This is a genomic window from Tatumella sp. JGM94 (assembly GCF_018257595.1).
Lineage (GTDB): Bacteria > Pseudomonadota > Gammaproteobacteria > Enterobacterales > Enterobacteriaceae > Tatumella > Tatumella punctata.
In genome coordinates this window covers 74,685-100,050 of the sequence record NZ_JAERJN010000005.1, presented here as the reverse complement: position 1 = coordinate 100,050, position 25,366 = coordinate 74,685, and the positions used below count along the sequence as shown (strand labels likewise).

General features: G+C 49.8%; 23 protein-coding genes. 12 read left to right on the top strand and 11 right to left on the bottom strand.

The window, feature by feature from the left end; translation table 11 throughout:
- Nucleotides 1-13 precede the first annotated feature (13 nt).
- Together JK216_RS05365 and JK216_RS05360 are read right to left on the bottom strand one after the other, a co-directional pair.
- The gene (locus JK216_RS05365; RefSeq protein ID WP_212711076.1) at nt 14-1,783 is read right to left on the bottom strand and encodes a SmdA family multidrug ABC transporter permease/ATP-binding protein; all 1,770 of its coding nucleotides are present in this window, start codon (nt 1,781-1,783) and stop codon (nt 14-16) included.
- 21 nt (nt 1,784-1,804) lie between these two features.
- Nucleotides 1,805-2,266 carry an Lrp/AsnC family transcriptional regulator gene (locus JK216_RS05360; protein ID WP_212707948.1) on the bottom strand — a complete coding sequence of 154 codons (462 nt, stop codon included), beginning with the start codon at nt 2,264-2,266 and terminating at the stop codon, nt 1,805-1,807.
- Between the two features lie 115 nt (nt 2,267-2,381).
- On the opposite strand from JK216_RS05360, the gene JK216_RS05355 reads away from it, so the two are divergent.
- Together JK216_RS05355 and queC are read left to right on the top strand one after the other, a co-directional pair.
- Nucleotides 2,382-3,419 (top strand): PLP-dependent cysteine synthase family protein, encoded by a 1,038-nt coding sequence (locus JK216_RS05355; protein WP_212707947.1) that lies wholly within the window; start codon nt 2,382-2,384, stop codon nt 3,417-3,419.
- Nucleotides 3,420-3,512: 93 nt separating this feature from the next.
- Complete coding sequence (gene queC / locus JK216_RS05350; RefSeq protein WP_212707946.1) at nt 3,513-4,208, top strand: 7-cyano-7-deazaguanine synthase QueC; 696 nt, start codon at nt 3,513-3,515, stop codon at nt 4,206-4,208.
- A 74-nt stretch (nt 4,209-4,282) separates the two neighbouring features.
- Here queC and JK216_RS05345 read toward each other — a convergent pair whose 3' ends face one another.
- The 8 genes from JK216_RS05345 to bolA form a co-directional block, all read right to left on the bottom strand.
- The gene (locus tag JK216_RS05345; RefSeq protein WP_212707945.1) at nt 4,283-4,609 is read right to left on the bottom strand and encodes a helix-hairpin-helix domain-containing protein; all 327 of its coding nucleotides are present in this window, start codon (nt 4,607-4,609) and stop codon (nt 4,283-4,285) included.
- 138 nt (nt 4,610-4,747) lie between these two features.
- A complete protein-coding gene (ppiD, locus tag JK216_RS05340; RefSeq protein WP_212711075.1) occupies nt 4,748-6,616 on the bottom strand; it encodes a peptidylprolyl isomerase in 1,869 nt (622 codons plus the stop codon).
- A gap of 235 nt (nt 6,617-6,851) precedes the next feature.
- Nucleotides 6,852-7,124: a nucleoid-associated protein HU-beta gene (gene hupB, locus JK216_RS05335; protein WP_212707943.1), complete on the bottom strand. Its 273-nt coding sequence runs from the start codon at nt 7,122-7,124 to the stop codon at nt 6,852-6,854.
- Nucleotides 7,125-7,313: 189 nt separating this feature from the next.
- Nucleotides 7,314-9,668 carry an endopeptidase La gene (gene lon / locus JK216_RS05330; protein ID WP_212709855.1) on the bottom strand — a complete coding sequence of 785 codons (2,355 nt, stop codon included), beginning with the start codon at nt 9,666-9,668 and terminating at the stop codon, nt 7,314-7,316.
- Nucleotides 9,669-9,862: 194 nt separating this feature from the next.
- Nucleotides 9,863-11,134, bottom strand: a complete 1,272-nt coding sequence (gene clpX, locus JK216_RS05325) for an ATP-dependent protease ATP-binding subunit ClpX (protein ID WP_212707941.1) — start codon at nt 11,132-11,134, stop codon at nt 9,863-9,865.
- A gap of 121 nt (nt 11,135-11,255) precedes the next feature.
- Nucleotides 11,256-11,879, bottom strand: coding sequence for an ATP-dependent Clp endopeptidase proteolytic subunit ClpP (clpP, locus tag JK216_RS05320; protein ID WP_212707940.1), 624 nt, complete (start codon nt 11,877-11,879; stop codon nt 11,256-11,258).
- 341 nt (nt 11,880-12,220) lie between these two features.
- Nucleotides 12,221-13,525 (bottom strand): trigger factor, encoded by a 1,305-nt coding sequence (tig, locus tag JK216_RS05315; RefSeq protein ID WP_212711074.1) that lies wholly within the window; start codon nt 13,523-13,525, stop codon nt 12,221-12,223.
- 294 nt (nt 13,526-13,819) lie between these two features.
- Complete coding sequence (gene bolA / locus JK216_RS05310; RefSeq protein ID WP_212707938.1) at nt 13,820-14,134, bottom strand: transcriptional regulator BolA; 315 nt, start codon at nt 14,132-14,134, stop codon at nt 13,820-13,822.
- A gap of 271 nt (nt 14,135-14,405) precedes the next feature.
- Here bolA and JK216_RS05305 point away from each other — a divergent pair, with 271 nt between their 5' ends.
- The 8 genes from JK216_RS05305 to JK216_RS05270 all read left to right on the top strand — a co-directional run bounded on the left by JK216_RS05305 (nt 14,406) and on the right by JK216_RS05270 (nt 23,162).
- Nucleotides 14,406-14,984 (top strand): lipoprotein, encoded by a 579-nt coding sequence (locus JK216_RS05305; protein ID WP_212707937.1) that lies wholly within the window; start codon nt 14,406-14,408, stop codon nt 14,982-14,984.
- A 45-nt stretch (nt 14,985-15,029) separates the two neighbouring features.
- On the top strand, nt 15,030-16,499 hold the full coding sequence (gene ampG / locus JK216_RS05300; protein ID WP_212711073.1) for a muropeptide MFS transporter AmpG: 1,470 nt from the start codon (nt 15,030-15,032) through the stop codon (nt 16,497-16,499).
- Between the two features lie 388 nt (nt 16,500-16,887).
- Nucleotides 16,888-17,814, top strand: coding sequence for a cytochrome o ubiquinol oxidase subunit II (cyoA, locus tag JK216_RS05295; protein ID WP_212707935.1), 927 nt, complete (start codon nt 16,888-16,890; stop codon nt 17,812-17,814).
- A gap of 4 nt (nt 17,815-17,818) precedes the next feature.
- Nucleotides 17,819-19,801, top strand: coding sequence for a cytochrome o ubiquinol oxidase subunit I (cyoB, locus tag JK216_RS05290; RefSeq protein ID WP_212707934.1), 1,983 nt, complete (start codon nt 17,819-17,821; stop codon nt 19,799-19,801).
- A complete protein-coding gene (locus tag JK216_RS05285) occupies nt 19,801-20,415 on the top strand; it encodes a cytochrome o ubiquinol oxidase subunit III (protein ID WP_212707933.1) in 615 nt (204 codons plus the stop codon). The genes cyoB and JK216_RS05285 overlap by 1 nt, the downstream gene beginning before the upstream one ends.
- Nucleotides 20,415-20,744, top strand: a complete 330-nt coding sequence (locus tag JK216_RS05280) for a cytochrome o ubiquinol oxidase subunit IV (RefSeq protein WP_212707932.1) — start codon at nt 20,415-20,417, stop codon at nt 20,742-20,744. The genes JK216_RS05285 and JK216_RS05280 overlap by 1 nt, the downstream gene beginning before the upstream one ends.
- 14 nt (nt 20,745-20,758) lie before the next feature.
- Nucleotides 20,759-21,649: a heme o synthase gene (gene cyoE / locus JK216_RS05275; RefSeq protein WP_212707931.1), complete on the top strand. Its 891-nt coding sequence runs from the start codon at nt 20,759-20,761 to the stop codon at nt 21,647-21,649.
- A 136-nt stretch (nt 21,650-21,785) separates the two neighbouring features.
- Nucleotides 21,786-23,162, top strand: a complete 1,377-nt coding sequence (locus JK216_RS05270; protein WP_212707930.1) for an MFS transporter — start codon at nt 21,786-21,788, stop codon at nt 23,160-23,162.
- Between the two features lie 77 nt (nt 23,163-23,239).
- Here the strand turns inward: JK216_RS05270 and JK216_RS05265 are convergent, their stop codons facing one another.
- Nucleotides 23,240-23,731, bottom strand: a complete 492-nt coding sequence (locus JK216_RS05265) for a YajQ family cyclic di-GMP-binding protein (RefSeq protein WP_212707929.1) — start codon at nt 23,729-23,731, stop codon at nt 23,240-23,242.
- Nucleotides 23,732-23,861: 130 nt separating this feature from the next.
- On the opposite strand from JK216_RS05265, the gene panE reads away from it, so the two are divergent.
- Nucleotides 23,862-24,779, top strand: a complete 918-nt coding sequence (gene panE / locus JK216_RS05260) for a 2-dehydropantoate 2-reductase (protein WP_212711072.1) — start codon at nt 23,862-23,864, stop codon at nt 24,777-24,779.
- Nucleotides 24,736-25,341 (top strand): protein deglycase YajL, encoded by a 606-nt coding sequence (yajL, locus tag JK216_RS05255; RefSeq protein ID WP_212707927.1) that lies wholly within the window; start codon nt 24,736-24,738, stop codon nt 25,339-25,341. Before panE ends, yajL begins: the two co-directional genes overlap by 44 nt.
- Nucleotides 25,342-25,366 lie beyond the last annotated feature (25 nt).

The window sequence follows — 25,366 nt, the reverse complement described above, 5'->3', positions numbered from 1 at the left end:
CCGGCTGAGACACTCAAACCTCCTGTGGTGGCTGACGGCCTGAATTGCCGGAGAGTGATGCTGCTATTTTCTGATACTGATACATATCCTGATACCAGCCGCCGGCATTTTCCAGTTGCTGCGGAGTCCCGCGCTGGGTAATTTCCCCCTGTTGCAGCACAATAATCTCATCAGCCATCGCCAGCGCAGATAAACGATGCGCAGTCATAATCACGGTTTTATTCCCCCGCCATTGTCGCAGGTTTGTCAGTATCCGGTGCTCAGTACCGCCATCGACGGCTGATAAAGCATCATCAAGGATCAGAATTTCCGCATTCATCAGCAGGGCACGGGCCAGAGAAATGCGTTGTTTCTGTCCGCCGGATAGCATAACGCCGCGCTCGCCGACATCCGTATCATAACCCTGTGGCAGGCGTAAAATGTCCTGTTCGACACAGGCCAGCTTAGCCGCCTGAGCAATCTGTTCACGGCTGGCCTGCGGATTACCCAGAGAAATATTGCCGGCAACCGTGTCTGAAAACAGAAACGGCGACTGGTTTACCACCGCCAGACGCTGCCGCCAGTCATCCTGTAACCAGTATGACAGAGGCTGTCCGTGATAAGTCACCTGTCCTGCTGTGAGTTCGACATGCCGCTGGATAAGGGCCAGCAGAGTCGACTTTCCGCTACCTGTCGGACCACAGATCCCCAGCATACTGCCGGGCGGTATGGTTATTTCCATGTTGTGTAACACATCATTATCACTTTGCGGATAGCGGAAATATGCAATATTCAGCCGTAAATCACTGCGTCCTGCCGGCAGCCGGTGCAGGCCGTCAGCAATTTCCGGGGCCTGTGATAGCAGAGCCTCAATCCTCACCCATGCCGCACTGCCTCGCTCGACAATGTTAAACATCCAGGCCAGTGCCAGCATTGGCCAAATCATTAACCCGAGATACATAACAAAACTGGTTAACTGGCCGAGGGATAACTGCTGATGCCAGACCATCCAGCCTCCGCCGGCAATCGCAAGAAAGTTAGAACAGGCAACCGCCAGATAAATTACCGGCTCAAATAAGGCATCCACCCTCGCGACACGGAAGTTATCGGTGCTGGTTTGCTGTGACGTTTTCAGAAACTGAGCGGAACGGTATTGCTCAAGGCCAAAGGCTTTAATCATCCGGATACTGGTCAGGCTCTCCTGGGCCTGATCATTCAGAGAAGAAAAAGCCGCCTGTGCCGAGCGGAAGCGACGGTGAAGTTTTTTCCCGCAACGATTAATAATCAATGCCATTACCGGCATCGGGACTAAAGCTATCAGTGTCAGTTGCCAGCTGATCTGAGTACTCATCACCACCAGCACCGCCAGCCCCATCACCAGCGAGTCAATCAGCGTCAGTACCCCTTCTCCGGCGGCAAATACCACCCGGTCGACATCATTGGTTGCTCTGGCCAGCAGGTCACCGGTCCGGTAACGGGCATAAAACTGCGGACTCTGCCGACTGAGCTGATGATAATATTTTTCCCGCAATACCACTGCCAGCTTATAAGACGCGCCAAACAGCAACACCCGCCAGACATAGCGTAAAAAATAAGTGACCACCGCAATAGCCAGAATAACGCCAATCCATAGGGTCAGCTGACGATGTGACAAGGTATGATGTGTGACACCATCAACGATAATCCCCACCAGCCGCGGCGGCAGTAATTGTAATAGCGCAACCAGCACCAGCAGGCTGACCGCACCGGTGTACCGCCGCCATTCTGACGCGAAATATTCACGTAATTGACTAAATAAAAGCACTCAGGATCTCACTATCAGTGACTACAGATTGAGCGGTATAGCAGTGGTATATTTAATTTCTTCCATTGCAAAGCTGGACGTCACTTCTGTCAGTCCGGAAATACCTTCCACCAGCTTTTTATACAGCGCATCATAACTTTTCATATCCGCAATCTGAATACGCAGCAAATAATCATACTGTCCCGACATCCGGTAGCAGCCCATCACTTCCGGTAACTCATGGATCAGTGACACAAAATCCTGATACCACTGTTTATTATGTTGCTGGGTCTTGATAAACATAAATGCTATCAGGCCTGACCCGAGCTTATCCCCGTCCAGTAATGTCACCCGGCCGCGAATAATGCCATTATCTTCGAGCTTTTTCAGCCGTTTCCAGCAAGGGGTTGATGTCAGGTTTACCGCATCGGCTAATGACTGCAAAGATAATGTACTGTCTTCCTGCAACAAAGACAGCAATTTACGATCTATTTTATCTACCATATAACTAACTCCGGAGAATATTTTTCTCTTACAGGGGCATATTAACCGCTATTTAATCACGTTATTTTCCGCCGGGTGCTTTATGCTGCCTTTTTAAATTTACAGGGTACATATCATGGCAGACCCATGGGTCAGAGAAGCAATCAACGAGATAAATGCAGACTTCCGGCGTTCGGCAGATACCCATTTAATCCGTTTTACCCTGAAGGAATTTCCGGGGATTTACTTTTATCTGAAGGATGAAAGCACCCACCCGAGTGGCAGTCTGAAACACCGGCTGGCGCGGTCTCTGTTTCTTTACGGGCTGAGTAATGGCTGGATAAAACGCGATACTCCGGTAATTGAATCCTCGTCTGGCAGCACCGCCGTTTCCGAAGCCTATTTTGCCAGGCTGCTTGGGCTGCCATTTATTGCTGTTATGCCGTCCGCCACTGCCAGAAGGAAAACGGAACAGATCCGTTTTTACGGCGGCGAATGCCATTTTACCGACTCATCGGCTCAGATATATGCCCGCTCGGCACAACTGGCAGAAACGATGAACGGCCATTATATGGATCAGTTTACCTATGCAGAAAGAGCAACCGACTGGCGGGGTAATAATAATATTGCCGAAAGCATCTTCCGTCAGTTACAGGATGAGCCTTTTCCGATACCCCATACGCTGATTATGAGCGCCGGTACCGGCGGGACAACAGCCACCCTGGGTCGTTATATTCACTACCGCGGCTTTGAAACACAGTTACTGGCTGTCGACCCGGAGAACTCGGTGTTTTATGACTACTGGCAACAGGGTGACAAAACCCTCACCTGCCAGACCGGCAGCCGGATTGAAGGCATAGGACGGCCCCGTGTCGAACCCTCATTTCTGCCCGGCGTGATAGATAATATGCTTAAAGTACCGGATGCAGCCTCTGTAGCCGCTATCTATGCACTGGAAAAAATCCTTGGTCGCCGCGTGGGGGCGTCTACCGGCACTAACTTTTACGGTATGATCCATGTCGCCCGGCAAATGAAAGCCCGGGGTCAGCAGGGCGCACTGGTATCGTTAATCTGTGACAGCGGAGAACGTTATCCGGATACTTACTATAATCCCCACTGGGTCGGCCAGAATATCGGTGATATCAGCCACTGGCAATCTGAACTGAATTGCTGACCATCTTCTCCGGTTTACCTTGCGTGCCGCGGGCTTTGTCCTTTTGCCCGCCAGAGGTTAACATACCGGCGTAATCTGAGCGGAATAACGATAATGAAAAGAGCAGTAGTTGTTTTTAGTGGCGGACAGGATTCGACCACCTGCCTGATCCAGGCACTTAACCAGTATGATGAAGTCCATTGTGTCACCTTCGACTATGGCCAGCGCCATCACCAGGAAATAGAGGTCGCACGTCAGCTCAGCCAGCAACTGGGGGCCAGAGCACATAAAGTCCTGGATGTGACACTACTCAACGAGCTGGCAATCAGCAGCCTGACACGGGATAACATCCCGGTACCGGCCTACGATGCCGCAGCGGACGGTCTGCCCAGTACTTTTGTTCCGGGCCGGAATATTCTGTTTCTGACACTGGCTGCTATCTATGCTTACCAGGTAAACGCCGAAGCAGTGATCACCGGGGTCTGTGAAACGGACTTTTCCGGTTATCCCGACTGCAGGGATGATTTTGTCAAAGCACTGAATAATGCTGTTCAGCTGGGAATGGCAAGAGATGTTCGCTTTGAAACGCCGCTGATGTGGCTGAATAAAGCCGAGACCTGGGCACTGGCAGACTACTGGCAGCAACTGCCACTGATCCGTCACTCCACCCTGACCTGCTACAACGGGATAACCGGTGACGGCTGCGGTGAATGTGCGGCCTGCCATCTGCGTGCCCGCGGACTGGAAGAATACCAGCAACAACCGCAACCGGTGATGACGGCCATGAAGCAAAAAACCGGCCTGGTGTAACATCACGGGCAACAGAAGGTATCTGTTGCCCGGCGTTATTCCCCTCCGCATGCTCCCTGATAAGTCCCGCAGGGTTACAGTGTTAAACGCGACATATTTCTTTCTACAAGAGCCGCACCAATCCCCGGGACTTCCTCCAGCTGTTCAACAGAACTGAAAGGGCCGTACTGCTCCCGGTACTCAACGATTGCGCGGGCTTTTTTCAGACCCACCCCGTTCATAGCCTCTGCCAGCATTTCTGCGGTTGCCTGATTCACACTGACCTTCGTCGTCACAGTCTCAGCAGTATTGATCTTACCCGTAAGGCGCGGAACTGCATCACTGGCCCCTGCCGGCAACACACTGACAGCAGACAGTAAAAACAGTGAAGTACACAGCATGCGTATAAGTCCTGATTGCATATTAATTCTCCCTGGATAACATTCAGCGGCAGCATGTCAGAAAAATGAGGCGGTGCGCAGAGGACGTCGCACAGAAAACAGAAAGGCTGCACAAGGCAGCCTTTGTTATTACAACATCACAACACGGGTTGCGGACTGTTACTGCATTTGAGCAGCCGCACCGTATTTGATTTTCGCATTATGACGCAGATTCTGCAGTAGTGCGGCAAATACCAGTTGCGCATTGTTTTGTGTCACACCAGCGACCATCTGTTTTACCTGAGCTTCCGGTAATGTGCCTTCACTGATTTTATCCAGCGCTAAAATCACAACATTACCCTGCATATCTTCCCCGATACCGTAAGAAGGTTTGTCTGCCTGTGGCTGTGGTAAGGCGAAGACAGTAGATGTCACAGCATTCGGGTTATTACGCTCAAGCGTTTCTGAGGCCGCAAATTTCAGACCGGCAGCATCAAAGCTTGTGGTTTTCCCCTGTTTCAGCTGGTCAACAATCGCCGTTGCCTGAGTACGTGCCTGTTGCAGTGCTTTGTCATGTTTAATCGCATCAACAATCTGCTGTTTTACCTGAACCAGCGGTTGTACTGCTTCAGGTTTATGATCACTGATACGAACCACAAAGGCTCTGTCACCCTCTACGGTAATAATATCCGAGTTATTACCGGCAGCACCGTTACTTCCCAGCAGCGTTCCGCCGAAGATAACCTGTTTTACCTGATCAAAATTCAGGTCCGCAGGCAGCGTGTCACGGGTAAACCAGCCGGTTTCGACCACATTAACCCCGGAAACACTGGCTGCACCGGAAAGGGATGCATTATTATTGCTGGCGGCATCGCTAACTTTTTGCTGCAGCTGATAGAACTCGCTGACGGCACTATCCTGCTCTGCGCTTTGAGCAACAGTGGTATAAACAGCCGATAGTGGCTGGATCTGTTCCGGCTGAATATCATCCACCCGCGCAATCAGATAGCCGACCGAACTTTTAATCGCACCAGAAATCTGACCTTTGGTTGTCAGACCGGCATTTTTCAGTTCATCTGGCAGAGTATCCGGCTCCAGCCAGCCCATGTCACCGCCTTTACGGGCAGAAATCGGGTCAATAGATTTCTCTTTAGCCAAAGCTGCGAAATCGGCTCCCTGTTTAAGTTGTGCCAGCACAGCGTCGGCATCAGCCTGTGTTTTTACCTGAATCACACTAAACCGGGTACGCTGCGGCGTGGTGTAGTCACTTTTGTGACTGTCATACCAGGCTTGTACCTGTTGCGGGGAAGGTATTTTTTGCAGGCTGGCCGCGTCCAGTTTGATATAGCTGACACGGAACTGTTCAGGCGCGAGGAAGCTGTCTTTATGTTGCTGATAATAACTGTTCACTTCGTCATCTGAAACAGTCTGCTTCGCCGCCAGCGCATCAGTGCTAATGACCGCTTCACGGACATTACGTTGCTGTGCCACCAGGCTCACCAGCTGGCTGATTTCATTCTTCAGCATAAAATCAGTATCCGTGATCCCGTTAATCAGCTGACCAGTACTCAGGCTCTTACGTAATGCCACTGCATACTGGTCAGGGGTATATCCCATACTGTTAATCAGGCCGGTAAAACGGGCATTATCAAAATGGCCGTCGGTCTGGAAAGCCTTCTGGGCAAAGATAGCCTGTTTAATCTGATCGTTACTGACATCCAGTCCCAGTGACTTAACATACTGCTGTAGCAGTGTCTGGTCGACCAAATCCGACATCGCCTGCTGGCGCATTTGCTGTACAAATTGTTCATTGCCTGCCAGTTGAGCAAACTGTGCGCCCAGTTGCTGTTGCTGACGATTACGCTCATTATTGAACGCATTCTCCAGCTGAGGACCACTGATAGTGATACCGTTAACCTTGGCGGCATAATCACTATTACCACCAATCAAATAGTTACCCACGCCGGTCAGCACGAATGAAACAATGATCAATCCCAGTATAATCTTCAATACGATGTGGCTAGAGGCCGTGCGTAAATTGTCCATCATGGTATGGCAACACTCCGCTGTAGTGTAAATATGACGCTTTACCGTCGCCGTTCAACTCAAAAATCAGCAATAAACAGGTACTGATTTTCGAACCTGTCTGGTGATGTCACCGTCTTATGCAGCCGCTAACCGGCATAAAAAAGGCACATCACCATGATGTGCCAGTATGTTACATGAGAACGGCAGTACAGTCCTCAATCCATGAAAGAAAATCCTTTCACAGAGTTAAATACGATTAATTAACAGAATCTTTCAGTGCTTTGCCGGCACGGAAGCCAGGAACTTTACCTGCCGGGATAGTGATTTCCTTTCCGGTCTGTGGGTTACGGCCGGTACGTTCTGCTCTCTCACGCACGGAGAAAGTACCAAAGCCGACTAAAGCCACTTCATCACCTTCTTTCAGTGACTCTGTTACTGCACTCATAAATGCATCTAAAACACGTCCGGCTGCTGCTTTGGAGATATCCGCATTAGCAGCAATCTGGTCAATCAACTGTGATTTATTCACTCTATCATCCCCTTTTATTTTTTTACCTTACCGGCAGAATAACTGCCGATAAAGAACAGCCCGTTATAACAAGCATCGCAGCCATACACAACGGTATTACTCTGAATTTATGCCGCCGTGATAACAATGCCGGCATCCGGGTTATTACCGCCGCTATTTGACGGTAATAACCGCGCTGACGCAACGAGATTATTTCGCTGTTTCAACCTCAAATCCTTCCGGTGCACGTTCCAGTGCCAGTTTAAGCACTTCTTCGATACATTTAACCGGATGGATTTTCAGATCCGCTATCACATTATCAGGGATCTCTTCCAGATCACGTTTGTTTTCATCGGGGATCAGTACGGTTTTAATACCACCACGATGAGCAGCCAGTAGCTTTTCTTTTAATCCGCCAATCGGCAGTACCTGACCACGCAACGTAATCTCACCGGTCATCGCGACATCAGCCCGCACAGGATTGCCGGTCAGCGCGGACACCAGCGCAGTACACATAGCAATACCGGCACTCGGACCATCCTTTGGTGTGGCGCCTTCCGGGACGTGCACGTGGATATCACGCTTTTCGTAGAAATCACTGTTAATCCCCAGCGTCTCTGCCCTGGCACGGACCACCGTCATTGCTGCCTGGATAGACTCCTGCATCACCTCACCCAGAGAACCGGTATAGGTCAGTTTACCTTTACCCGGGACACTGGCAGTTTCAATGGTCAGTAAATCACCACCGACTTCGGTCCATGCCAGACCGGTCACTTCGCCAATCCGGTTTTGCTCATCAGCACGGCCGTAATCAAAGCGCTGCACCCCGAGATAATCCTTCAGGTTGTCGCCATTAATCGCAATGTGTTTCTGCTGCTTATCCAGCAACAGGGCTTTCACTGCTTTACGGCACAGCTTTGACAGTTCACGTTCCAGGCTACGTACCCCGGCTTCACGGGTGTAGTAACGAATAATGCCCATCAGTGCACTGTCTTCAACCGTAATTTCTTTCGGTTTTAACGCATTACGTTCAATTTGCTTCGGCAGTAAATGACGACGGGCAATATTCAGCTTTTCATCTTCCGTATAACCGGAAAGACGGATCACTTCCATACGATCCAGTAACGGAGCCGGAATATTCATCGAGTTCGAGGTCGCCACGAACATAACGTCGGACAGGTCGTAATCGACTTCCAGGTAATGATCGTTAAATGCGATATTCTGCTCCGGGTCCAGCACTTCCAGTAGTGCAGAAGCCGGATCGCCGCGCATATCAGACGACATTTTGTCAATTTCATCCAGCAGGAACAGTGGGTTTTTCACCCCGACTTTGGCCATTTTCTGGATAAGTTTGCCCGGCATTGAACCGATATAGGTGCGACGATGTCCGCGGATTTCCGCTTCATCACGCACCCCGCCTAACGCCATACGTACGTATTTACGGCCGGTTGCTTTAGCAATTGACTGTCCAAGAGAGGTTTTACCGACCCCTGGTGGTCCGACCAGACACAGAATAGGACCTTTAATTTTATTGACCCGGCTCTGAACGGCTAAGTACTCAAGAATACGGTCTTTTACCCGGTCCAGACCATAATGGTCCGTATCCAGGGTTTCTTTGGCGCGGGTAAGATCTTTTTTAACCTTACTGCGACCGTTCCACGGCACCTGAACCATCCAGTCGATATAGCCACGGACGACTGTCGCTTCCGCCGACATAGGGGACATCATTTTCAGCTTCTGCAGCTCGGCTTCAGTTTTTTCCTTCGCCTCTTTCGGCATTTTCGCCGCTTCAATCTTCTGCTTCAGCGCTTCAAATTCGTCAGGTGCATCATCCATTTCGCCGAGTTCTTTCTGAATGGCTTTCATTTGCTCATTCAGATAGTACTCACGCTGGCTTTTTTCCATCTGTTTTTTGACACGGTTACGGATACGCTTTTCGACCTGTAACAGATCGATTTCCGATTCCATCATCGCCATCAAATATTCAAGACGTTCATTAATATCTGTCATTTCCAGAACTGACTGTTTATCAGCCAGTTTCAGGGGCATATGAGCAGCAATGGTATCAGCCAGACGGGCCGCATCATCAATATTGTTCAGCGACGTCAGGACTTCCGGCGGAATTTTTTTATTCAGTTTGATGTAACCTTCAAACTGATTCACCGCCGTGCGTACCAGCACTTCCTGCTCACGCTCTTCAATTTCTGCAGATTCCAGATAATCTGCACGGGCTGCAAAATGGTCACCGTTATCGGACAGGGTATCGATACGCGCACGCTGCAGGCCTTCCACCAGCACTTTGACGGTGCCATCGGGAAGTTTCAGCATCTGCAACACAGAGGCAACTGTACCGACGGAAAAAAGATCATTAACGCCGGGTTCATCGGTGGAAGCTTCTTTTTGTGCCACCAACAGGATCTTTTTATCGTTGTCCATTGCCGCTTCCAGACAGCGAATCGACTTTTCACGTCCGACAAACAACGGAATAACCATGTGCGGATAAACCACCACATCGCGTAACGGCAATACGGGGATTTCAATGCGTTCGGAACGCTCAGAATTCATAGAGCTCTCTCTTAGTTTAATTTCCGCCAGGTGATGGGCTCAGCTACCCTTTTACAGCGTCAGGGTGCTTCAGGCCCAAAGGTTATTGAGTATATGGGGATGATGACAAGACATTCAATGTCATAAATGCGAGAAAAAATAAAAGGGGAAAAGATTTTCCCCTTTATTAACTAACAGATGGCTATTTTGCTGATTTATTCGCCAGACGCCTGAGCTTCCTGCTTACCGTAAATCAGCATAGGTTCTGACTGCCCTTCGATAACACTGTCATCAATCACCACTTTTTCCACGCCTTCCATCGAAGGCAGGTCATACATGGTATCCAGCAGTGCGGCTTCAACAATTGAACGTAAGCCACGGGCACCGGTTTTACGGGCCATCGCTTTTTTGGCAATTGCGGTTAACGCCTCATCACGGAACTCAAGTTCAGCGCCTTCCAGGCTGAATAATGCCTGGTACTGCTTGGTCAAAGCATTTTTCGGCTCACGCAGAATCTGAATTAATGCCTCTTCACTTAATTCGTTCAGCGTCGCCACTACCGGCAGACGGCCAATAAATTCAGGGATTAAACCGAATTTAATCAGATCTTCCGGCTCTGCCTGAGACAGTAACTGACCTTCAGTCGCTTTCTGTGACTTGTCTTTTACCGTTGCACCAAAACCGATACCTGAGCCGGTTTCAACACGCTGAGCAATCACTTTGTCCAGTCCGGCAAAAGCACCACCACAGATAAACAGGATTTTAGAGGTATCTACCTGTAAAAACTCCTGCTGCGGATGCTTACGTCCGCCCTGCGGCGGAACAGCGGCCACAGTACCTTCAATCAGTTTCAGTAATGCCTGCTGAACCCCTTCACCGGACACATCACGGGTTATTGACGGGTTATCAGACTTACGCGAGATTTTGTCGATTTCATCAATATAGACGATACCGCGCTGGGCTTTTTCCACATCATAGTCGCATTTCTGCAACAATTTCTGGATGATGTTTTCCACATCCTCCCCCACATAACCCGCTTCGGTCAGGGTGGTGGCATCAGCCATAGTGAAAGGCACATCCAGTAACCGCGCCAGGGTTTCCGCCAGTAAGGTTTTACCGCTACCGGTCGGACCAATCAGCAGAATGTTACTTTTGCCCAGTTCAACACCGTTGCTGGTGTCACCATTACGCAGGCGTTTGTAGTGGTTATACACCGCTACTGACAGCACTTTTTTGGCTTTTTCCTGGCCAATCACGTAATCGTCGAGATGAACGCGGATTTCACGTGGTGTAGGCAGTGCGCTACGTTCACGATGAGGCGCGACGTCTTTAATCTCTTCACGGATGATGTCATTGCATAAATCAACGCATTCATCACAGATATACACTGACGGTCCGGCAATCAGTTTACGCACTTCATGCTGGCTCTTGCCGCAAAAAGAGCAGTACAGCAACTTACCTGAACCGTCTTTGCGCTTTTCTGTCATCAGTTACCTCTTTAATTGTTTCGATAATCTGCAACACGACTTAACGTGCAGCAGACTGGCATCGTCAATACACTATTTACCCGGGTTTCAGCCTGCGGTTTAAGCAGTGTAGCAAACAGCCTTATTTACGCTGCGTCAGAATAGAATCGACCAGACCATACTCTACCGCTTCTGCTGCTGAGAGGAAACGGTCACGTTCAGTATCGCTTTCAATCTGTGCCAGCGACTGGCCTGTATGCTTCGCCATTAACTCATTCATCCGCTGTTTCACTTTCAGGATTTCGCGGGCATGAATTTCAATATCTGTTGCCTGGCCCTGGAAACCGCCCAGTGGCTGATGGATCATAACCCGTGAATTTGGCAGGCAGAAACGTTTACCTTCTGCCCCGGCCGTCAACAGGAATGACCCCATCGAACATGCCTGGCCCATACAAATGGTGCTGACATCAGGTTTGATAAACTGCATGGTGTCATAAATCGACATTCCGGCAGTGATCACGCCACCCGGCGAGTTAATATACAGATAAATATCTTTCTCAGGATTTTCGGCTTCTAAAAACAGCATCTGAGCGACAATCAGGTTGGCCATCTGGTCTTCAACCTGCCCTGTCAAAAAGATCACACGCTCTTTAAGTAAGCGGGAAAAAATGTCGTAAGAACGCTCTCCGCGTGAAGTCTGTTCAACCACCATTGGCACCAGCGCCATTTGTGATGCCATCATTTCACGTTCGCCACTGTATGACATAACCGTCTCCTGAATAAATTACATTGGTAATACTCTGTACCGATTTTACGTTAGGAAAGCTACGAATCCCCGAAGCCTGCCTCCTTCCGACAACGTCAGGACGGTTAATCAGTCAGTCTCATCTTACACTCCCCTGTATATGGGGGTAACTACCGATATTTCAAGCATAACAATCTTTTGATAATTCGCGAATATTACACCAGAGATTACCCGATAATCTGCCGGTTAATCTCTGAAATACCGACAAAAAGCACTGCGGGTTACGGAGTTTTAGCTATAAAAGTAAAAAAGCCCGTGACCAATCTGATCACGGGCTTCACCTGAGAACCGTTAAGTCAGACTTATGCAGTCTGGCCCTGGTTCATCAGGTCGTGGAAGTTAGCCGCTTTTTCGGTAACTTTTGCTTTTTCAAGCAATACGTCAACCGCCTGCTCTTCCAGTGCAACATTGCGCATGTTATTCATCAGCTCATTGTTTTTGCTGTAGAATTCGATCACTTCCTGAGGATCTTCATAAGCAGATGCCATTTCTTCGATCAGGCCTTTAACGCGGTCTTCGTCAGCTTTTAATTCACTGGTACGGATAACTTCACCCAGCAGTAAACCAACAACAACACGGCGTTTCGCTTGTTCTTCAAACAGTTCACGAGGTAATTCCAGTGCCTGTTTTTCATCACCGCCAAAACGCTGGGCTGCCTGACGACGCAGAACATCAATCTCGCTGTCGATCAGTGCCGCAGGCACCTCGATATCGTTAGCATTCACCAGACCATCAATCGCCTGAGTTTTGATGTTATTACGCACTGCGCCTTTCAGTTCGCGTTCCATGTTCTTACGAACTTCGGTACGCAGACCGGCAACAGAGCCATCAGCAACGCCAAAACGCTTGACGAACTCTTCGGTAAATTCAGGCAGTTCACGCTGTTCTACTTTTTTCAGAACAATCGCAAATTTAGCATCTTTACCTTTCAGAGTTTCAGCGTGATATTCTTCAGGGAATTTCACGTCGATGGTGAATTCTTCACCGGCTTTATGACCAACCAGACCTTCTTCGAAGCCCGGGATCATACGGCCCTGGCCCATTGCCAGAACGAAGTCAGACGATTTACCGCCTTCAAACTCTTCACCGTCAACTGAACCAGAGAAATCGATAGTGACGCGATCTTCAGCAGTCGCGGCAGCATCCGTTTCTTTCCAGTCAGCCTGCTGCTTGCGCAGGGTATCCAGCATGGTATCAACGTCTTCGTCTTTCACTTCTACCAGTGGTTTCTCAACCTCGATAGTGTCCAGACCTTTCAGTTCAACTTCCGGATACACTTCAAACTCTACAGAGTAAGTGAAGTCTTCACCCGGCTTGTATTCACCCGGTACATATTTAGGTGCGCCCGCCGGATTGATTTTTTCTTTGATGATCGCATCAACAAAGTTGCGTGACATCAGCTCGCCCAGTACATCCTGACGCACGGATGCACCGTAACGCTGTTCAATGATGTTCTTAGGCACTTTGCCTTTACGGAAACCATCGATACGGACTTTCTTAGATACTTCTACCAGTTCTTTCTTTACCGCAGTCTCAATGCTGTCAGCAGCGACTGTGATGGTAATGCGACGGCCAAGGCCCTGTGTGGTTTCAACTGAAACTTGCATCTTGTTACCTCAAAAAATCACGTGCTCGGTCAACTTCAGACATCACGCATTATAAAATACGCACTATCTAACAACCGGGACGGCTTCCGTGAAGAAAACTCCGATCCCTGTTACCAGAAGCGTCCCGAAGACATTCCGGAAAAATAGACGCAGCATTATAGCGACATCGGTTGAATGAGTCGAGAAGCCACACGCAGACGAAACCTGTGATATTGCGGGTTTTTGCCTGTCAGTGGCTTTTTTTTCAAAAAAACGGCCTTTCGGACGTATAAATACCTGCCGGGTAGCCCGCCGTCAGGCCTGTAATCCGGCCCCGCGACAATCAGGGGAGGCCGGTACAGTATCCTGTAGCCCCTGCCATTCACTGGCAGTATAAGTATGTAATGCCAGTGCATGTACCGGACCGGCAAGTTCGTCAGCCAGAATCCCGTAGATAGCACGATGGCGGGCCAGAAAACGCAACCCTTCAAAGCGGTCGGACACTATCACGACTTTAAAGTGACTTTCGGCACCGGCCGGTACATTGTGACGATAGCTTTCATCCTGCACTTCGAGATGCAGAGGCTGAAATTCATTACGTAACTTGTCTTCAATCTGTTCACGGATCATTTCTGACACTCCTGGCTGGCAAGCGCACTGCCCTTATGATCAATAGTAGTGTGTTTTCATTATCACTGCGCCAGAGCGCAAAAAAAACGTGCTATTTTATAACCAATTGCGCATGATAGCTTCGCGCGATCAGCGGACTATGGATGAGTCAGCCGCTGAAATCCAGAGACTTTTATAAGTCAGCCAGCGAATACCTGCTGGTGTCGCCAAAAAATTCCCTGACAGCAGCCCCTCCGGCTGACTGTTGTTATCATGTGATGAGAAAATTTGTATGTTAAGAAGAGCAGTCTTTCCTTTACTGGCGGTATTGGCCCTTGCCGGATGTGCCACCAGCAGCAACACCCTGGATGTTACCCCGACAATGACTCTGCCGCAGCAGGATCCGGCCCTGATGGGTGTGACTATCAGTATTAATGGTGCCGATCAACGTACCAGCCAGGCACTGGCTCAGGTGACCCGCGATAACCAGCTGGTCACCCTGACACCGTCACGTGATCTGCGCTTCCTGTTACAGGAAGTGCTTGAAAAGCAGATGACTGCCCGCGGTTATATGATTGGCCCTGACGGTGCTGTTGACCTGCAGATCGTGGTTAACAAACTGTACGCTAACGTCTCTCAGGGGAATCTGCGTTACAGTATTACCACCAGTGCGGACATTTCTATTACCGCCACCGCGAAAAATGGCAATAAACAGATAAAAACCTACCGCCAGACCTACAGTATTGAAGGTCCGTTCAGCGCAACTAACGACAAAATTACTCAGGCGGTTAACCAGACCCTGAGTGATGTGATTACTGATATGTCCCGCGACACCAGCATTAACCAGTTCATTAAACAAAACTCGCACTGAATGTTATGATGGCTGCATGAATTTTCTTCGTGCAGCCAGGATGCCATGCGTTCAGACTATTTAAAAATCTTCACTCAGCGCAACTTTGCCGTTCTGCTGTTACTCGGGTTTTCATCGGGCCTGCCTCTGGCCCTGACATCGGGTACACTTCAGGCCTGGATGACGGTTGAAAATATCGATTTAAAAACCATCGGTATTTTCTCTCTGGTTGGCCAGGCCTATGTATTTAAATTCCTCTGGTCCCCCTTTATGGATCGCTACTCCCCGCCGCTGCTCGGACGCCGCAGGGGATGGCTGTTACTTACCCAGTGTGCCCTGATTGTGGCTATCGCCTGCCTTGGCTTTCTTCAGCCGTCAGGACACCTGACGCTGCTGGCATTACTGGCAGTGATCGTCGCCTTTTGTTCGGCCTCGCAGGATATTGTGTTCGATGCCTGGAAAACCGATGTCCTGCCGGCCGAACAGCGCGGCAGCGGTGCAGCCATCACCGTGCTGGGTTACCGGCTGGCGATGCTGGTTTCCGGCGGGCTGGCTCTCTGGCTGGCAGATCGTTATCTGGGCTGGCATGCCACTTACTGGCTGATGGCTGCACTTATGCTGCCCGGCATTGCAGGCACATTACTTGCCAGGGAACCGGCCGGCCCGGCTGTCAGGCCACTGACCCTGCGCCAGGCCGTAGTCGCGCCGTTGCTGGATTTCTTTAGCCGTAATAATGCCTGGCTGATGATTACACTGATTATCCTGTATAAACTGGGTGATGCCTTTGCCGGAGCCCTGACCACCACCTTTCTGATCCGCGGTCTGGGATTTAATGCCGGCGACGTCGGGCTGGTGAATAAGACTCTCGGCTTACTGGCTACCATTGTCGGTGCCCTGTATGGCGGAGTGGTGATGCAAAAACTCAGCCTGTTTCGCGCACTAATGTGGTTCGGTATATTACAGACCCTGTCAAACCTGGCTTACTGGTTACTGACAATCACTGATGTGCATTTATGGAGTATGGCCAGCGCAGTATTTATCGAGAACCTGTGTGGTGGTATGGGGACGGCTGCTTTTGTGGCCCTGTTAATGGCCTTATGCAATAGCTCTTTTTCTGCCACCCAGTTTGCGCTGCTGTCTGCCCTGTCTGCTGTCGGCCGCGTTTATGTCGGCCCTGCTGCCGGCTGGCTGGTCGAACTCTGGGGCTGGCCCGGATTCTATGCCTTTACTGTCGCCGCAGGACTGCCGGGGTTACTGCTGCTACTGATAAGTCGCAATAATCTGATGCCGGCAGTCGCCGGGCAGTTCGCCCCGCGACGCTGTTTTCCTCTCGCCTATCGCTGGGCATTCCGCCTCTTTGTTTCCGGTTGCCTGGTACTTTTGGTCTGGTTGTCTACACTTATATCTGGTGCTTCAGGCTGGCTTCCGGGTAACGTCCGCGATGTTCCCTTGTTTGAAGCTGGCATGGTGGTGATTAGCCTGGCAGTCATTCTCGGAGTCGTACTGGACTGCCTGAGTCTGAAAAAAGACATTTAATGATCAGCGATAATTAACGGTTTAGTTTTTTCTTTGTTCACACAAAACAGGATTGCTTATTAATTGTACATACCGGTGCTTTTATACGGTGCGATAAAAGCACCTATTGTTAAAATAAATAGGTAAAGTGTTAAATAATTGATAATTAATATCGATATTTATAGCAATAAAGAACATTAACTACGGGGTTATTGTCGTCTGGTTATATTAAGCCAATCCTTTGATGTCCTTGATCATTTCAATGCCCCCACCACATTTGTTAAATTCCTTGCAATATGTAGCCACAACTTACTGACATAAATTCAATATGGTTTACAGTTTATAAACCTTGCCGTAAAATGCCGCCACACTTAAACGACAATAAGCCCTTTGTCATTGAGGTCGTTAAATGAGACTCAGGAAATACAATAAAAGTTTGGGGATTTTGTCACTTATCACCGGTGCTATTTTGCTTAGTGGCTGTGATAGTGCATTGTTAAATCCTAAAGGTCAGATTGCACTGGAGCAACGCTCACTGATTTTGACAGCCTTTGGCTTAATGTTAGTGGTCGTCATCCCGGCAGTCTTAATGGCTATCGTATTTGCCTGGAAGTATCGGGCATCCAATACGAATGCTAAATATTCACCTAACTGGTCGCACTCTAATAAGATTGAAGCTGTCGTTTGGACAATTCCAATCCTCATCATCATCTTCCTTGGTGTGTTGACATGGAAATCAACCCACGCTCTCGAGCCAAGTAAACCCATTGCTTCCGATGTAAAACCTGTTGAAATTGACGTTATTGCCCTCGACTGGAAATGGTTGTTTATCTACCCTGAGCAAGGAATTGCAACGGTTAACCAGATTGCCTTCCCGGCAAATACACCGGTCAGTTTCAAAATCACCTCAAACTCGGTCATGAACTCCTTCTTTATTCCTACCCTTGGCAGCCAGATCTACGCTATGGCAGGTATGCAGACCCGACTGCACCTGATTGCGAATGAACCAGGTATTTTTGACGGTATTTCTTCTAACTTCAGTGGTCGCGGTTTCTCTGGCATGAAATTTAAAGCCATTGCGACCAAAGACGATGCGGAATTCCGGCAGTGGGTCGACAAAGTGAAAGCAGCACCTGCCACTCTGACCACTATGGATGACTTCAATAAACTGGCTGCACCAAGTGAAAACAACCCGGTGGAGTACTTCTCAACAGCTAATCCTGATCTGTTCAGGCAGGTCGTTGATAAGTTTATGACACATGACGGGAAAATGGACATGTCCTCCCATCAGGGCATGAACATGGATCACGCAGCTTCCGCCGGAGCAGGGGAATAACAGCATGTTAGGAAAATTAAGCTTAGCAGCGATACCACTGGACGTACCTATCGTCATGGTCACCTGCGCTGCGATTATCATTGGCGGTGTTGCTCTTCTGGCCGCCATCACTTACTTCGGTAAGTGGAAGTATCTGTGGTCTGAGTGGATTACCTCTGTGGACCATAAGAAACTCGGTATCATGTATATCATTCTGGCTTTCGTCATGCTGTTGCGTGGTTTTGCCGATGCTATCATGATGCGTAGCCAGCAGGTGCTGGCCTCTGCCGGGGAAGCAGGCTTTCTGCCGCCTCATCACTACGACCAAATCTTTACCGCCCACGGCGTGATTATGATTTTCTTCGTCGCGATGCCGTTCGTGGTCGGTCTGATGAACATCGCCGTTCCGTTACAGATTGGTGCACGTGACGTTGCCTTCCCGTTCCTCAATAACCTCAGCTTCTGGTTTACCGCTATCGGTGTGGTGCTGGTTAACCTGTCACTGGGTGTGGGTGAATTTGCTCAGACCGGCTGGCTGGCTTATCCGCCATTGTCAGGTGCAGAGTACAGTCCGGGGGTCGGGGTTGATTACTGGATATGGAGCCTGCAGCTGTCAGGGATTGGTACTACCCTGACCGGGATTAACTTCTTCGTCACTATTCTGAAGATGCGTGCCCCGGGTATGACAATGTTCAAAATGCCTATTTTCACCTGGGCTTCGTTATGTACTAACGTACTGATCATTGCAGCGTTCCCGGTATTAACCGTCACTCTGGCACTGCTGACCCTTGACCGCTATCTGGGCTTCCATTTCTTTACCAACGAAATGGGTGGCAACATGATGATGTACGTCAACCTGATCTGGGTCTGGGGCCATCCGGAAGTGTATATTCTGGTGCTGCCGGTGTTTGGTGTGTTCTCGGAAGTTACTGCGACCTTCGCCAAAAAACGCATGTTTGGTTACACCTCTATGGTGTGGGCAACCGTTGCGATTACCGTTCTGTCGTTTATCGTCTGGCTGCACCACTTCTTTACAATGGGTGCCGGGGCCAACGTTAACGCCTTCTTCGGTATTATGACGATGATTATCGCCATTCCTACCGGGGTTAAAATCTTTAACTGGTTGTTCACTATGTATCAGGGCCGCATTCAGATGACGGCACCGATGCTGTGGACCGTTGGCTTTATCGTCACCTTCTCGGTCGGTGGTATGACCGGGGTACTGTTAGCAGTTCCCGGTGCCGACTTCGTCCTGCATAACAGCCTGTTCCTGATTGCGCACTTCCATAACGTTATTATCGGTGGTGTGGTCTTCGGTTGTATGGCAGGTGTCAGTTACTGGTTCCCGAAAGCCTTTGGCTTCACTCTGAATGAAACCTGGGGTAAACGTGCCTTCTGGTTCTGGATTATCGGTTTCTTCGTTGCCTTTATGCCGCTGTATGCTCTGGGCTTTATGGGGATGACCCGCCGTCTGAGCCAGAATATTGATCCTCAGTTCCACCCGCTGCTGGTTGTTGCGGCCTGTGGTGCCGGTCTGATTGCTATCGGGATCCTTTGTCAGGTCATTATGTTCTGGGTATCGGTCCGTGACCGTGAACAAAACCGGGATCTGACCGGTGATGTATGGGGTGGCCGTACCCTGGACTGGGCATGCTCTTCTCCTCCGCCATTCTATAACTTTGCCGTGATTCCGGAGGTGCATGAACGTGATGCTTTCTGGGAAATGAAAGAACGCGGTGAAGCTTATAAAAAACCGGCCCATTATGAAGAAATTCATATGCCGAAAAACAGTGGTATTCCGGTCGTGATCGCCCTGTTTGCAACCATCTTCGGTTTTGCAATGATCTGGTGGATCTGGTGGCTGGCTGGCCTGTCTTTCCTGGCGATGATTGCATTGTGGATCGGCAAAAGTTTCGACGAAGACGTGGATTACTATGTCTCTGTTGAAGAAATTGAGCGGATCGAAAACCGGCACTTTGAAGAACTTAGCAAAGCGGGTGTGAAATAATGTCTTCTGAAACTCTCACTAAACACCACGACGCCCATGGGGACCATGGGCATCACGATGCAGGAGCCAATAAAGTTTTTGGTTTCTGGATCTACCTGATGAGTGACTGCATTATCTTTGCAACCTTGTTTGCGACGTATGCGGTCATGGTCCACAGCACGGCTGGCGGCCCTTCAGGTAAAGACTTTTTTGAACTGCCTTATGTACTGGGTGAAACAGCCTTACTGCTGTTGAGCTCTATTACTTATGGTTTTTCCGTGATTGGCATGAACCGCAACAGTAAAGGCGCCGTACTGGGCTGGCTGTTGCTGACGTTCCTGTTTGGTCTCGGATTTATCGGTATGGAAATTAACGAGTTCCATAACCTGATTGCAGAAGGCTGGGGCCCGCAGCGCAGTGGCTTCCTGTCAGCATTCTTTACCTTAGTCGGTACTCATGGTCTGCACGTGACCTGTGGTCTGATTTGGATGCTGGTCCTGATGTTCCAGGTAGGAACCCGTGGTCTGACGGCGACAAACCGTACCCGTATCATGTGCCTGAGCCTGTTCTGGCACTTCCTGGATGTGGTATGGATTTGTGTATTTACCATTGTCTATCTGATGGGGGCCATGTAATGAACCATTCAGTAACCGAACATGGCGCATCTCACGGGAGTGTGAAGTCATATGTTATCGGCTTCATTCTTTCTGTCATCCTGACGGCTATCCCCTTCTGGATGGTGATGGATGGCGGTGCTGCGAAGAACACTATTCTGGCAGTGGTCGTTATCTGTGCCGTGGTACAGATAGTGGTTCACCTGGTGTACTTCCTGCATCTGGACCGTAAGTCAGAAGGCGGATGGAACCTGGTAGCACTGGTCTTCTCAGCAGTCATCATTTTGATTGTTGTTGTTGGCTCACTGTGGATCATGTGGAACCTTAACTACAACATGATGCCCCACTAACAGAGTTAACCGTAATGATTAAGCAATACCTGCAAGTTACAAAACCAGGAATTATTTTCGGAAATTTAATTTCTGTGATAGGGGGTTTTCTGCTGGCCTCGAAAGGCAGCATTAATTACACCCTGTTTCTCATATCACTGGCCGGTGTATCACTGGTGGTTGCATCAGGTTGCGTGTTTAACAACGTGATTGACCGCGACATAGACCGAAAAATGGAGAGAACCAGGAACCGGGTGCTGGTAAAAGGGCTCATTTCCGCGAAAACCAGTCTGGTTTATGCAACCTTATTAGGTATTGCTGGCTTTGCGTTGCTGTACTTTGGCGCCAACCCACTGGCTATGTGGTTGTCAGTGGCTGGTTTCATTGTATACGTCGGTATCTACAGCCTGTATATGAAGCGTCACTCGGTGTACGGTACATTAATCGGCAGCCTGTCGGGGGCTGCGCCTCCGGTGATCGGTTATTGTGCCGTAAGTAATGAGTTTGATGCCGGTGCCCTTATTTTGCTCGCTATCTTTAGTTTATGGCAGATGCCCCACTCCTATGCGATTGCCATCTACCGTTTTAAAGATTATCAGGCGGCAAATATTCCGGTACTGCCGGTCGTGAAAGGTATCTCGGTGGCGAAAAATCATATCACCTTATATATTCTGGCGTTTATGATTGCGACCCTGATGCTGTCTCTCGGGGGGTATGCAGGCTATAAATATCTGGTAGTTGCCGCAGCAGTCAGCGTCTGGTGGCTGGGAATGGCCCTGACCGGCTATAAAAGCAGTAATGACGATCGTGTCTGGGCACGTAAGCTGTTTGTATTTTCGATTGTCGCTATCACAGCCCTTAGCGTTATGATGTCTGTCGATTTTATGACCCCGGCATCGAAAGATTTACTGACTTACGTGTGGTAACCCCCCTCGGACCCGAGGCAAAAAAGGCGCGAATCTCGCGCCTTTTTTCTTTTTTGTTACCTCTGGTTAAGAACTATTATTTTACCCGTCAGGCTTCGCCCCTTACTATAGCGTCAGGAAATGAAAAGAGGTTTTAATGAACGATAATAAAATGACGCCCCTCGAATTAAGAGCGACATGGGGCCTTGGCACGGTGTTTTCCCTTAGAATGCTTGGAATGTTTATGGTTCTGCCAGTGCTGACCACTTACGGGATGGCCCTGCAGGGAGCATCAGAAACACTTATAGGTCTGGCGATTGGTATCTATGGCTTAGCTCAGGCAGTCTTCCAGATCCCTTTCGGTTTGCTGTCAGACCGTATTGGCCGTAAGCCATTAATTGTCGGTGGTTTATTATTGTTTGTCCTCGGCAGTATAATTGCGGCCCTCAGCAGTTCAATCTGGGGCATCATCCTCGGCCGTGCCTTACAAGGTTCCGGAGCAATCGCCGCCGCGGTTATGGCCCTGTTATCAGATTTAACCCGCGAACAAAATCGTACCAAAGCGATGGCTTTTATCGGTATCAGCTTCGGCATCACCTTTGCTATTGCGATGGTCGTCGGCCCGGTAGTCACCCATTTACTGGGATTACATGCGCTGTTCTGGATGATAGCTATCCTTGCGGCAGCGGGTATCGTTATTACTTTACTGATAGTCCCTTCTGCCACCGGCCATATGCTTAACCGCGAGTCGGGGATGGTTAAAGGCAGTTTCAGAAAAGTCCTTGGCAGTTCGCGCCTGCTGAAACTGAACTTCGGTATCCTGTGCCTGCATATTCTGCTGATGTCGAGTTTTGTAGCACTGCCGGGACAATTCGAAAATGCCGGTCTGCCTCCGTCAGAGCACTGGAAAGTCTACCTGGCCACCATGCTGATTTCCTTTGTCGCCGTATTGCCTTTTATTATCATTGCCGAAGCAAAACGTAAGATGAAGGCGGTCTTTGTCAGCTGTGTTGCGCTACTGGTGATCGCCGAAATTATTCTGTGGGGCGCAGGCACCCACTTCTGGACCCTGGTTGTCGGAGTACAGGTCTTTTTCTTTGCCTTTAACCTGATGGAAGCCATTCTCCCCTCATTGATCAGTAAGGAATCACCGGCCGGCTATAAAGGCACGGCAATGGGCGTCTACTCCACCAGCCAGTTTATCGGGGTTGCGATTGGCGGTAGCCTCGGTGGCTGGATTTTTGGCCATATTGATGCTCAAACCGTATTCCTGGCAGGCACGTTGCTGGCCGTTGTCTGGCTGCTGGTCAGCCTGACCATGCAAGAGCCCCCCTACGTCAGTAGCCTGCGTCTGGTGTCCGGTAATTTACAACATGCCGCAGGACTGGAAAAAAAACTGGCGGCGGTGCCGGGAGTCTCTTCGGTGATGATGGTACCGGCAGAAAACAGCATTTATGTGAAAATTGACAGCAAAGTAACCAGCCGCGAGGCGCTGGAAACCCTGGTTGCAGACTATCAGCCGCAGCCCGCTTAATGCCCTGCCCTGTCAGCCGACAGGCAAAAAAAAGCGCGACGCCGGAAGGGTCGCGCTTTTTTTATGACTGCTATCGATTAATCGCGAAAGTTTTTAAACTGAAACGGCTGCCCCAGATTGCCGTTACGTACCAGATTCATTGCCCCTTGCAGATCATCACGTGATTTTCCCGTCACGCGCAGTGATTCGCCCTGGATCTGGGTCTGAACTTTCAGTTTACTGTCTTTGATCAGCTTGACGATTTTTTTCGCCACATCCGACTCAATACCTTTTTTCAGTTTGGCCTCTGTTGTCCAGCTTTTTCCGCTATGTTCTATCTCGTCCGGTACTTCCAGTGCAGCGCCTTCAATGCCGCGCTTCAGCAGTTTTTCACGCAGAATATCGACCAGCTGTTTTACCTGGAAATCAGACTCAGAACTGACCTTAATGGTTTCGTTCTTTTCATTTAATTCAACGCTGGCAATAACGTTACGAAAATCAAAACGGGTGGACAGTTCACGGCTGGCGTTTTCCACCGCATTACGCACTTCCTGAAGTTCTACTTCAGAAACAATATCGAAAGATGGCATCTTTACTTCTCCTGACTCTGGTTTGCCATGCATAATACGCAGATTGACGCGGTAAAAAAATGCCCCGCTTCAGAAAAGGGCATTCGCTGGCTAAAAAACGGTTTACCGCTGCTGACACCCTGGAGTAACCATGAATATAACCGTACTGGGCTGCGGTGCCTTAGGACAAATCTGGCTTTCCGCCCTGAGCCGTCAGGGGCATCAGGTACAAGGCTGGTTACGTGTGGCCCATCCCCATACCACCGTCCATATCACCAGCCCTGAAGGTGAAGTATACCGCCATATTTTTCCGGCCAATAACCCGGCCTTGTTAGCCGAAACAGAACTGCTGCTGGTCACCCTGAAAGCCGCACAGATTTCAAATGCGATTCAGCAGCTGCTGCCGCGGCTGCCGGCCCAGTGCACTATCGTGCTGATGCATAATGGTATGGGGGTTATTGACGAATTACCGGCACTCAATCAGCCCGTATTACGGGCTATCACCACTCACTCGTCGTACCGGAGCCGCGGACAGGTTATTCATGTCTCCCACGGTATTACCCATATCGGCCCCGTGGCACGTAATGAAAGCCAGCTCAGCCCGTTAGCTGACCTGATGCATACTGCATTACCGGATGTCGCCTGGCACAATGATATTCTGCCTGCATGCTGGCAGAAACTGGCGATAAATTGCGTTATTAACCCGCTAACCATTAAATATAATTGCAGGAACGGCGGGCTGTTACAGCATCAGGACGAGATCCGCCAGCTCTGTGAAGAACTGGCGGCAGTGATGGCCAGAGCAAATCTGCACGCCGATGCACAGCAATTACAAAGTAACGTGATTCATGTAGCAGAACACAGCGCCGGAAATTACTCGTCGATGCTGCAGGATATCCAGGCAGGCCGCAGCACCGAAATTAACTATATCACCGGTTATCTGTTGCGTAAGGCCACGGAATTCGGCATTGCTCTCCCGGCGCACCGGACCTTATATCAACTTGTAAAATCTAAGGAGTCTGCCCATGGGCACACCCAAATCAGTGCTGGTATGCCTGGCACATGGTAGTGAAGAAACAGAAGCCGTAACGGTTATCGATCTGCTGGTCAGGGCCGGGATTCAGGTCACCACAGCCAGTGTGGAAAGTGACGGCGAAACACTGATGATCTGTTCGCGGGGAGTCCGTCTGCAATGCGATACCACACTGGTGTCGGTCGCAGACCAGCCTTTCGACGCACTGGTTCTGCCGGGCGGCGATCGGGGTGCTGAAACTTTCAGTGACAGCCTGCTATTAATTGAAACCGTACGTCAGTTTCATGTGACCGGCAGAATCGTTGCCGCCATCTGTGCCGCCCCGGGCAAAGTGCTGGCAGCCCACAACCTTTTCCCCGTCGGAAACATGACCGGTTTCCCCGGACTACAGTCATTAATCCCTTCGCAACAATGGATGGAGCGCCGGGTTGTCTGGGATCCACGGGTTAACCTGCTGACCAGCCAGGGGCCGGGCACCTCGATAGATTTTGCGCTGAAATTAATTGATTTGCTGGCGGGACATGACACCGCCAGGGCAGTTGCTGAGCCACTGGTATTGGCCCCCGGTATCTATAATTATCAGGAAACCGGCAGCTAATAAAAAGCCCGCGGCAGTGAACTGG

What these genes read in the sequence shown, in the direction of transcription:
- clpP (WP_212707940.1), bottom strand. Translation starts at nt 11,879, where the DNA reads ATGTCATACAGTGGCGAACGTGAAATGATGGCATCACAAATGGCGCTG.
- cyoA (WP_212707935.1), top strand. Translation starts at nt 16,888, where the DNA reads ATGAGACTCAGGAAATACAATAAAAGTTTGGGGATTTTGTCACTTATC.
- tig (WP_212711074.1), bottom strand. Translation starts at nt 13,525, where the DNA reads ATGCAAGTTTCAGTTGAAACCACACAGGGCCTTGGCCGTCGCATTACC.
- ampG (WP_212711073.1), top strand. Translation starts at nt 15,030, where the DNA reads ATGCGTTCAGACTATTTAAAAATCTTCACTCAGCGCAACTTTGCCGTT.
- JK216_RS05360 (WP_212707948.1), bottom strand. Translation starts at nt 2,266, where the DNA reads ATGGTAGATAAAATAGATCGTAAATTGCTGTCTTTGTTGCAGGAAGAC.
- yajL (WP_212707927.1), top strand. Translation starts at nt 24,736, where the DNA reads ATGGGCACACCCAAATCAGTGCTGGTATGCCTGGCACATGGTAGTGAA.
- lon (WP_212709855.1), bottom strand. Translation starts at nt 9,668, where the DNA reads ATGAATTCTGAGCGTTCCGAACGCATTGAAATCCCCGTATTGCCGTTA.
- JK216_RS05285 (WP_212707933.1), top strand. Translation starts at nt 19,801, where the DNA reads ATGTCTTCTGAAACTCTCACTAAACACCACGACGCCCATGGGGACCAT.
- clpX (WP_212707941.1), bottom strand. Translation starts at nt 11,134, where the DNA reads ATGACAGAAAAGCGCAAAGACGGTTCAGGTAAGTTGCTGTACTGCTCT.
- JK216_RS05305 (WP_212707937.1), top strand. Translation starts at nt 14,406, where the DNA reads ATGTTAAGAAGAGCAGTCTTTCCTTTACTGGCGGTATTGGCCCTTGCC.
- ppiD (WP_212711075.1), bottom strand. Translation starts at nt 6,616, where the DNA reads ATGATGGACAATTTACGCACGGCCTCTAGCCACATCGTATTGAAGATT.
- JK216_RS05280 (WP_212707932.1), top strand. Translation starts at nt 20,415, where the DNA reads ATGAACCATTCAGTAACCGAACATGGCGCATCTCACGGGAGTGTGAAG.
- queC (WP_212707946.1), top strand. Translation starts at nt 3,513, where the DNA reads ATGAAAAGAGCAGTAGTTGTTTTTAGTGGCGGACAGGATTCGACCACC.
- bolA (WP_212707938.1), bottom strand. Translation starts at nt 14,134, where the DNA reads ATGATCCGTGAACAGATTGAAGACAAGTTACGTAATGAATTTCAGCCT.
- cyoB (WP_212707934.1), top strand. Translation starts at nt 17,819, where the DNA reads ATGTTAGGAAAATTAAGCTTAGCAGCGATACCACTGGACGTACCTATC.
- panE (WP_212711072.1), top strand. Translation starts at nt 23,862, where the DNA reads ATGAATATAACCGTACTGGGCTGCGGTGCCTTAGGACAAATCTGGCTT.
- JK216_RS05265 (WP_212707929.1), bottom strand. Translation starts at nt 23,731, where the DNA reads ATGCCATCTTTCGATATTGTTTCTGAAGTAGAACTTCAGGAAGTGCGT.
- JK216_RS05270 (WP_212707930.1), top strand. Translation starts at nt 21,786, where the DNA reads ATGAACGATAATAAAATGACGCCCCTCGAATTAAGAGCGACATGGGGC.
- JK216_RS05355 (WP_212707947.1), top strand. Translation starts at nt 2,382, where the DNA reads ATGGCAGACCCATGGGTCAGAGAAGCAATCAACGAGATAAATGCAGAC.
- JK216_RS05345 (WP_212707945.1), bottom strand. Translation starts at nt 4,609, where the DNA reads ATGCAATCAGGACTTATACGCATGCTGTGTACTTCACTGTTTTTACTG.
- cyoE (WP_212707931.1), top strand. Translation starts at nt 20,759, where the DNA reads ATGATTAAGCAATACCTGCAAGTTACAAAACCAGGAATTATTTTCGGA.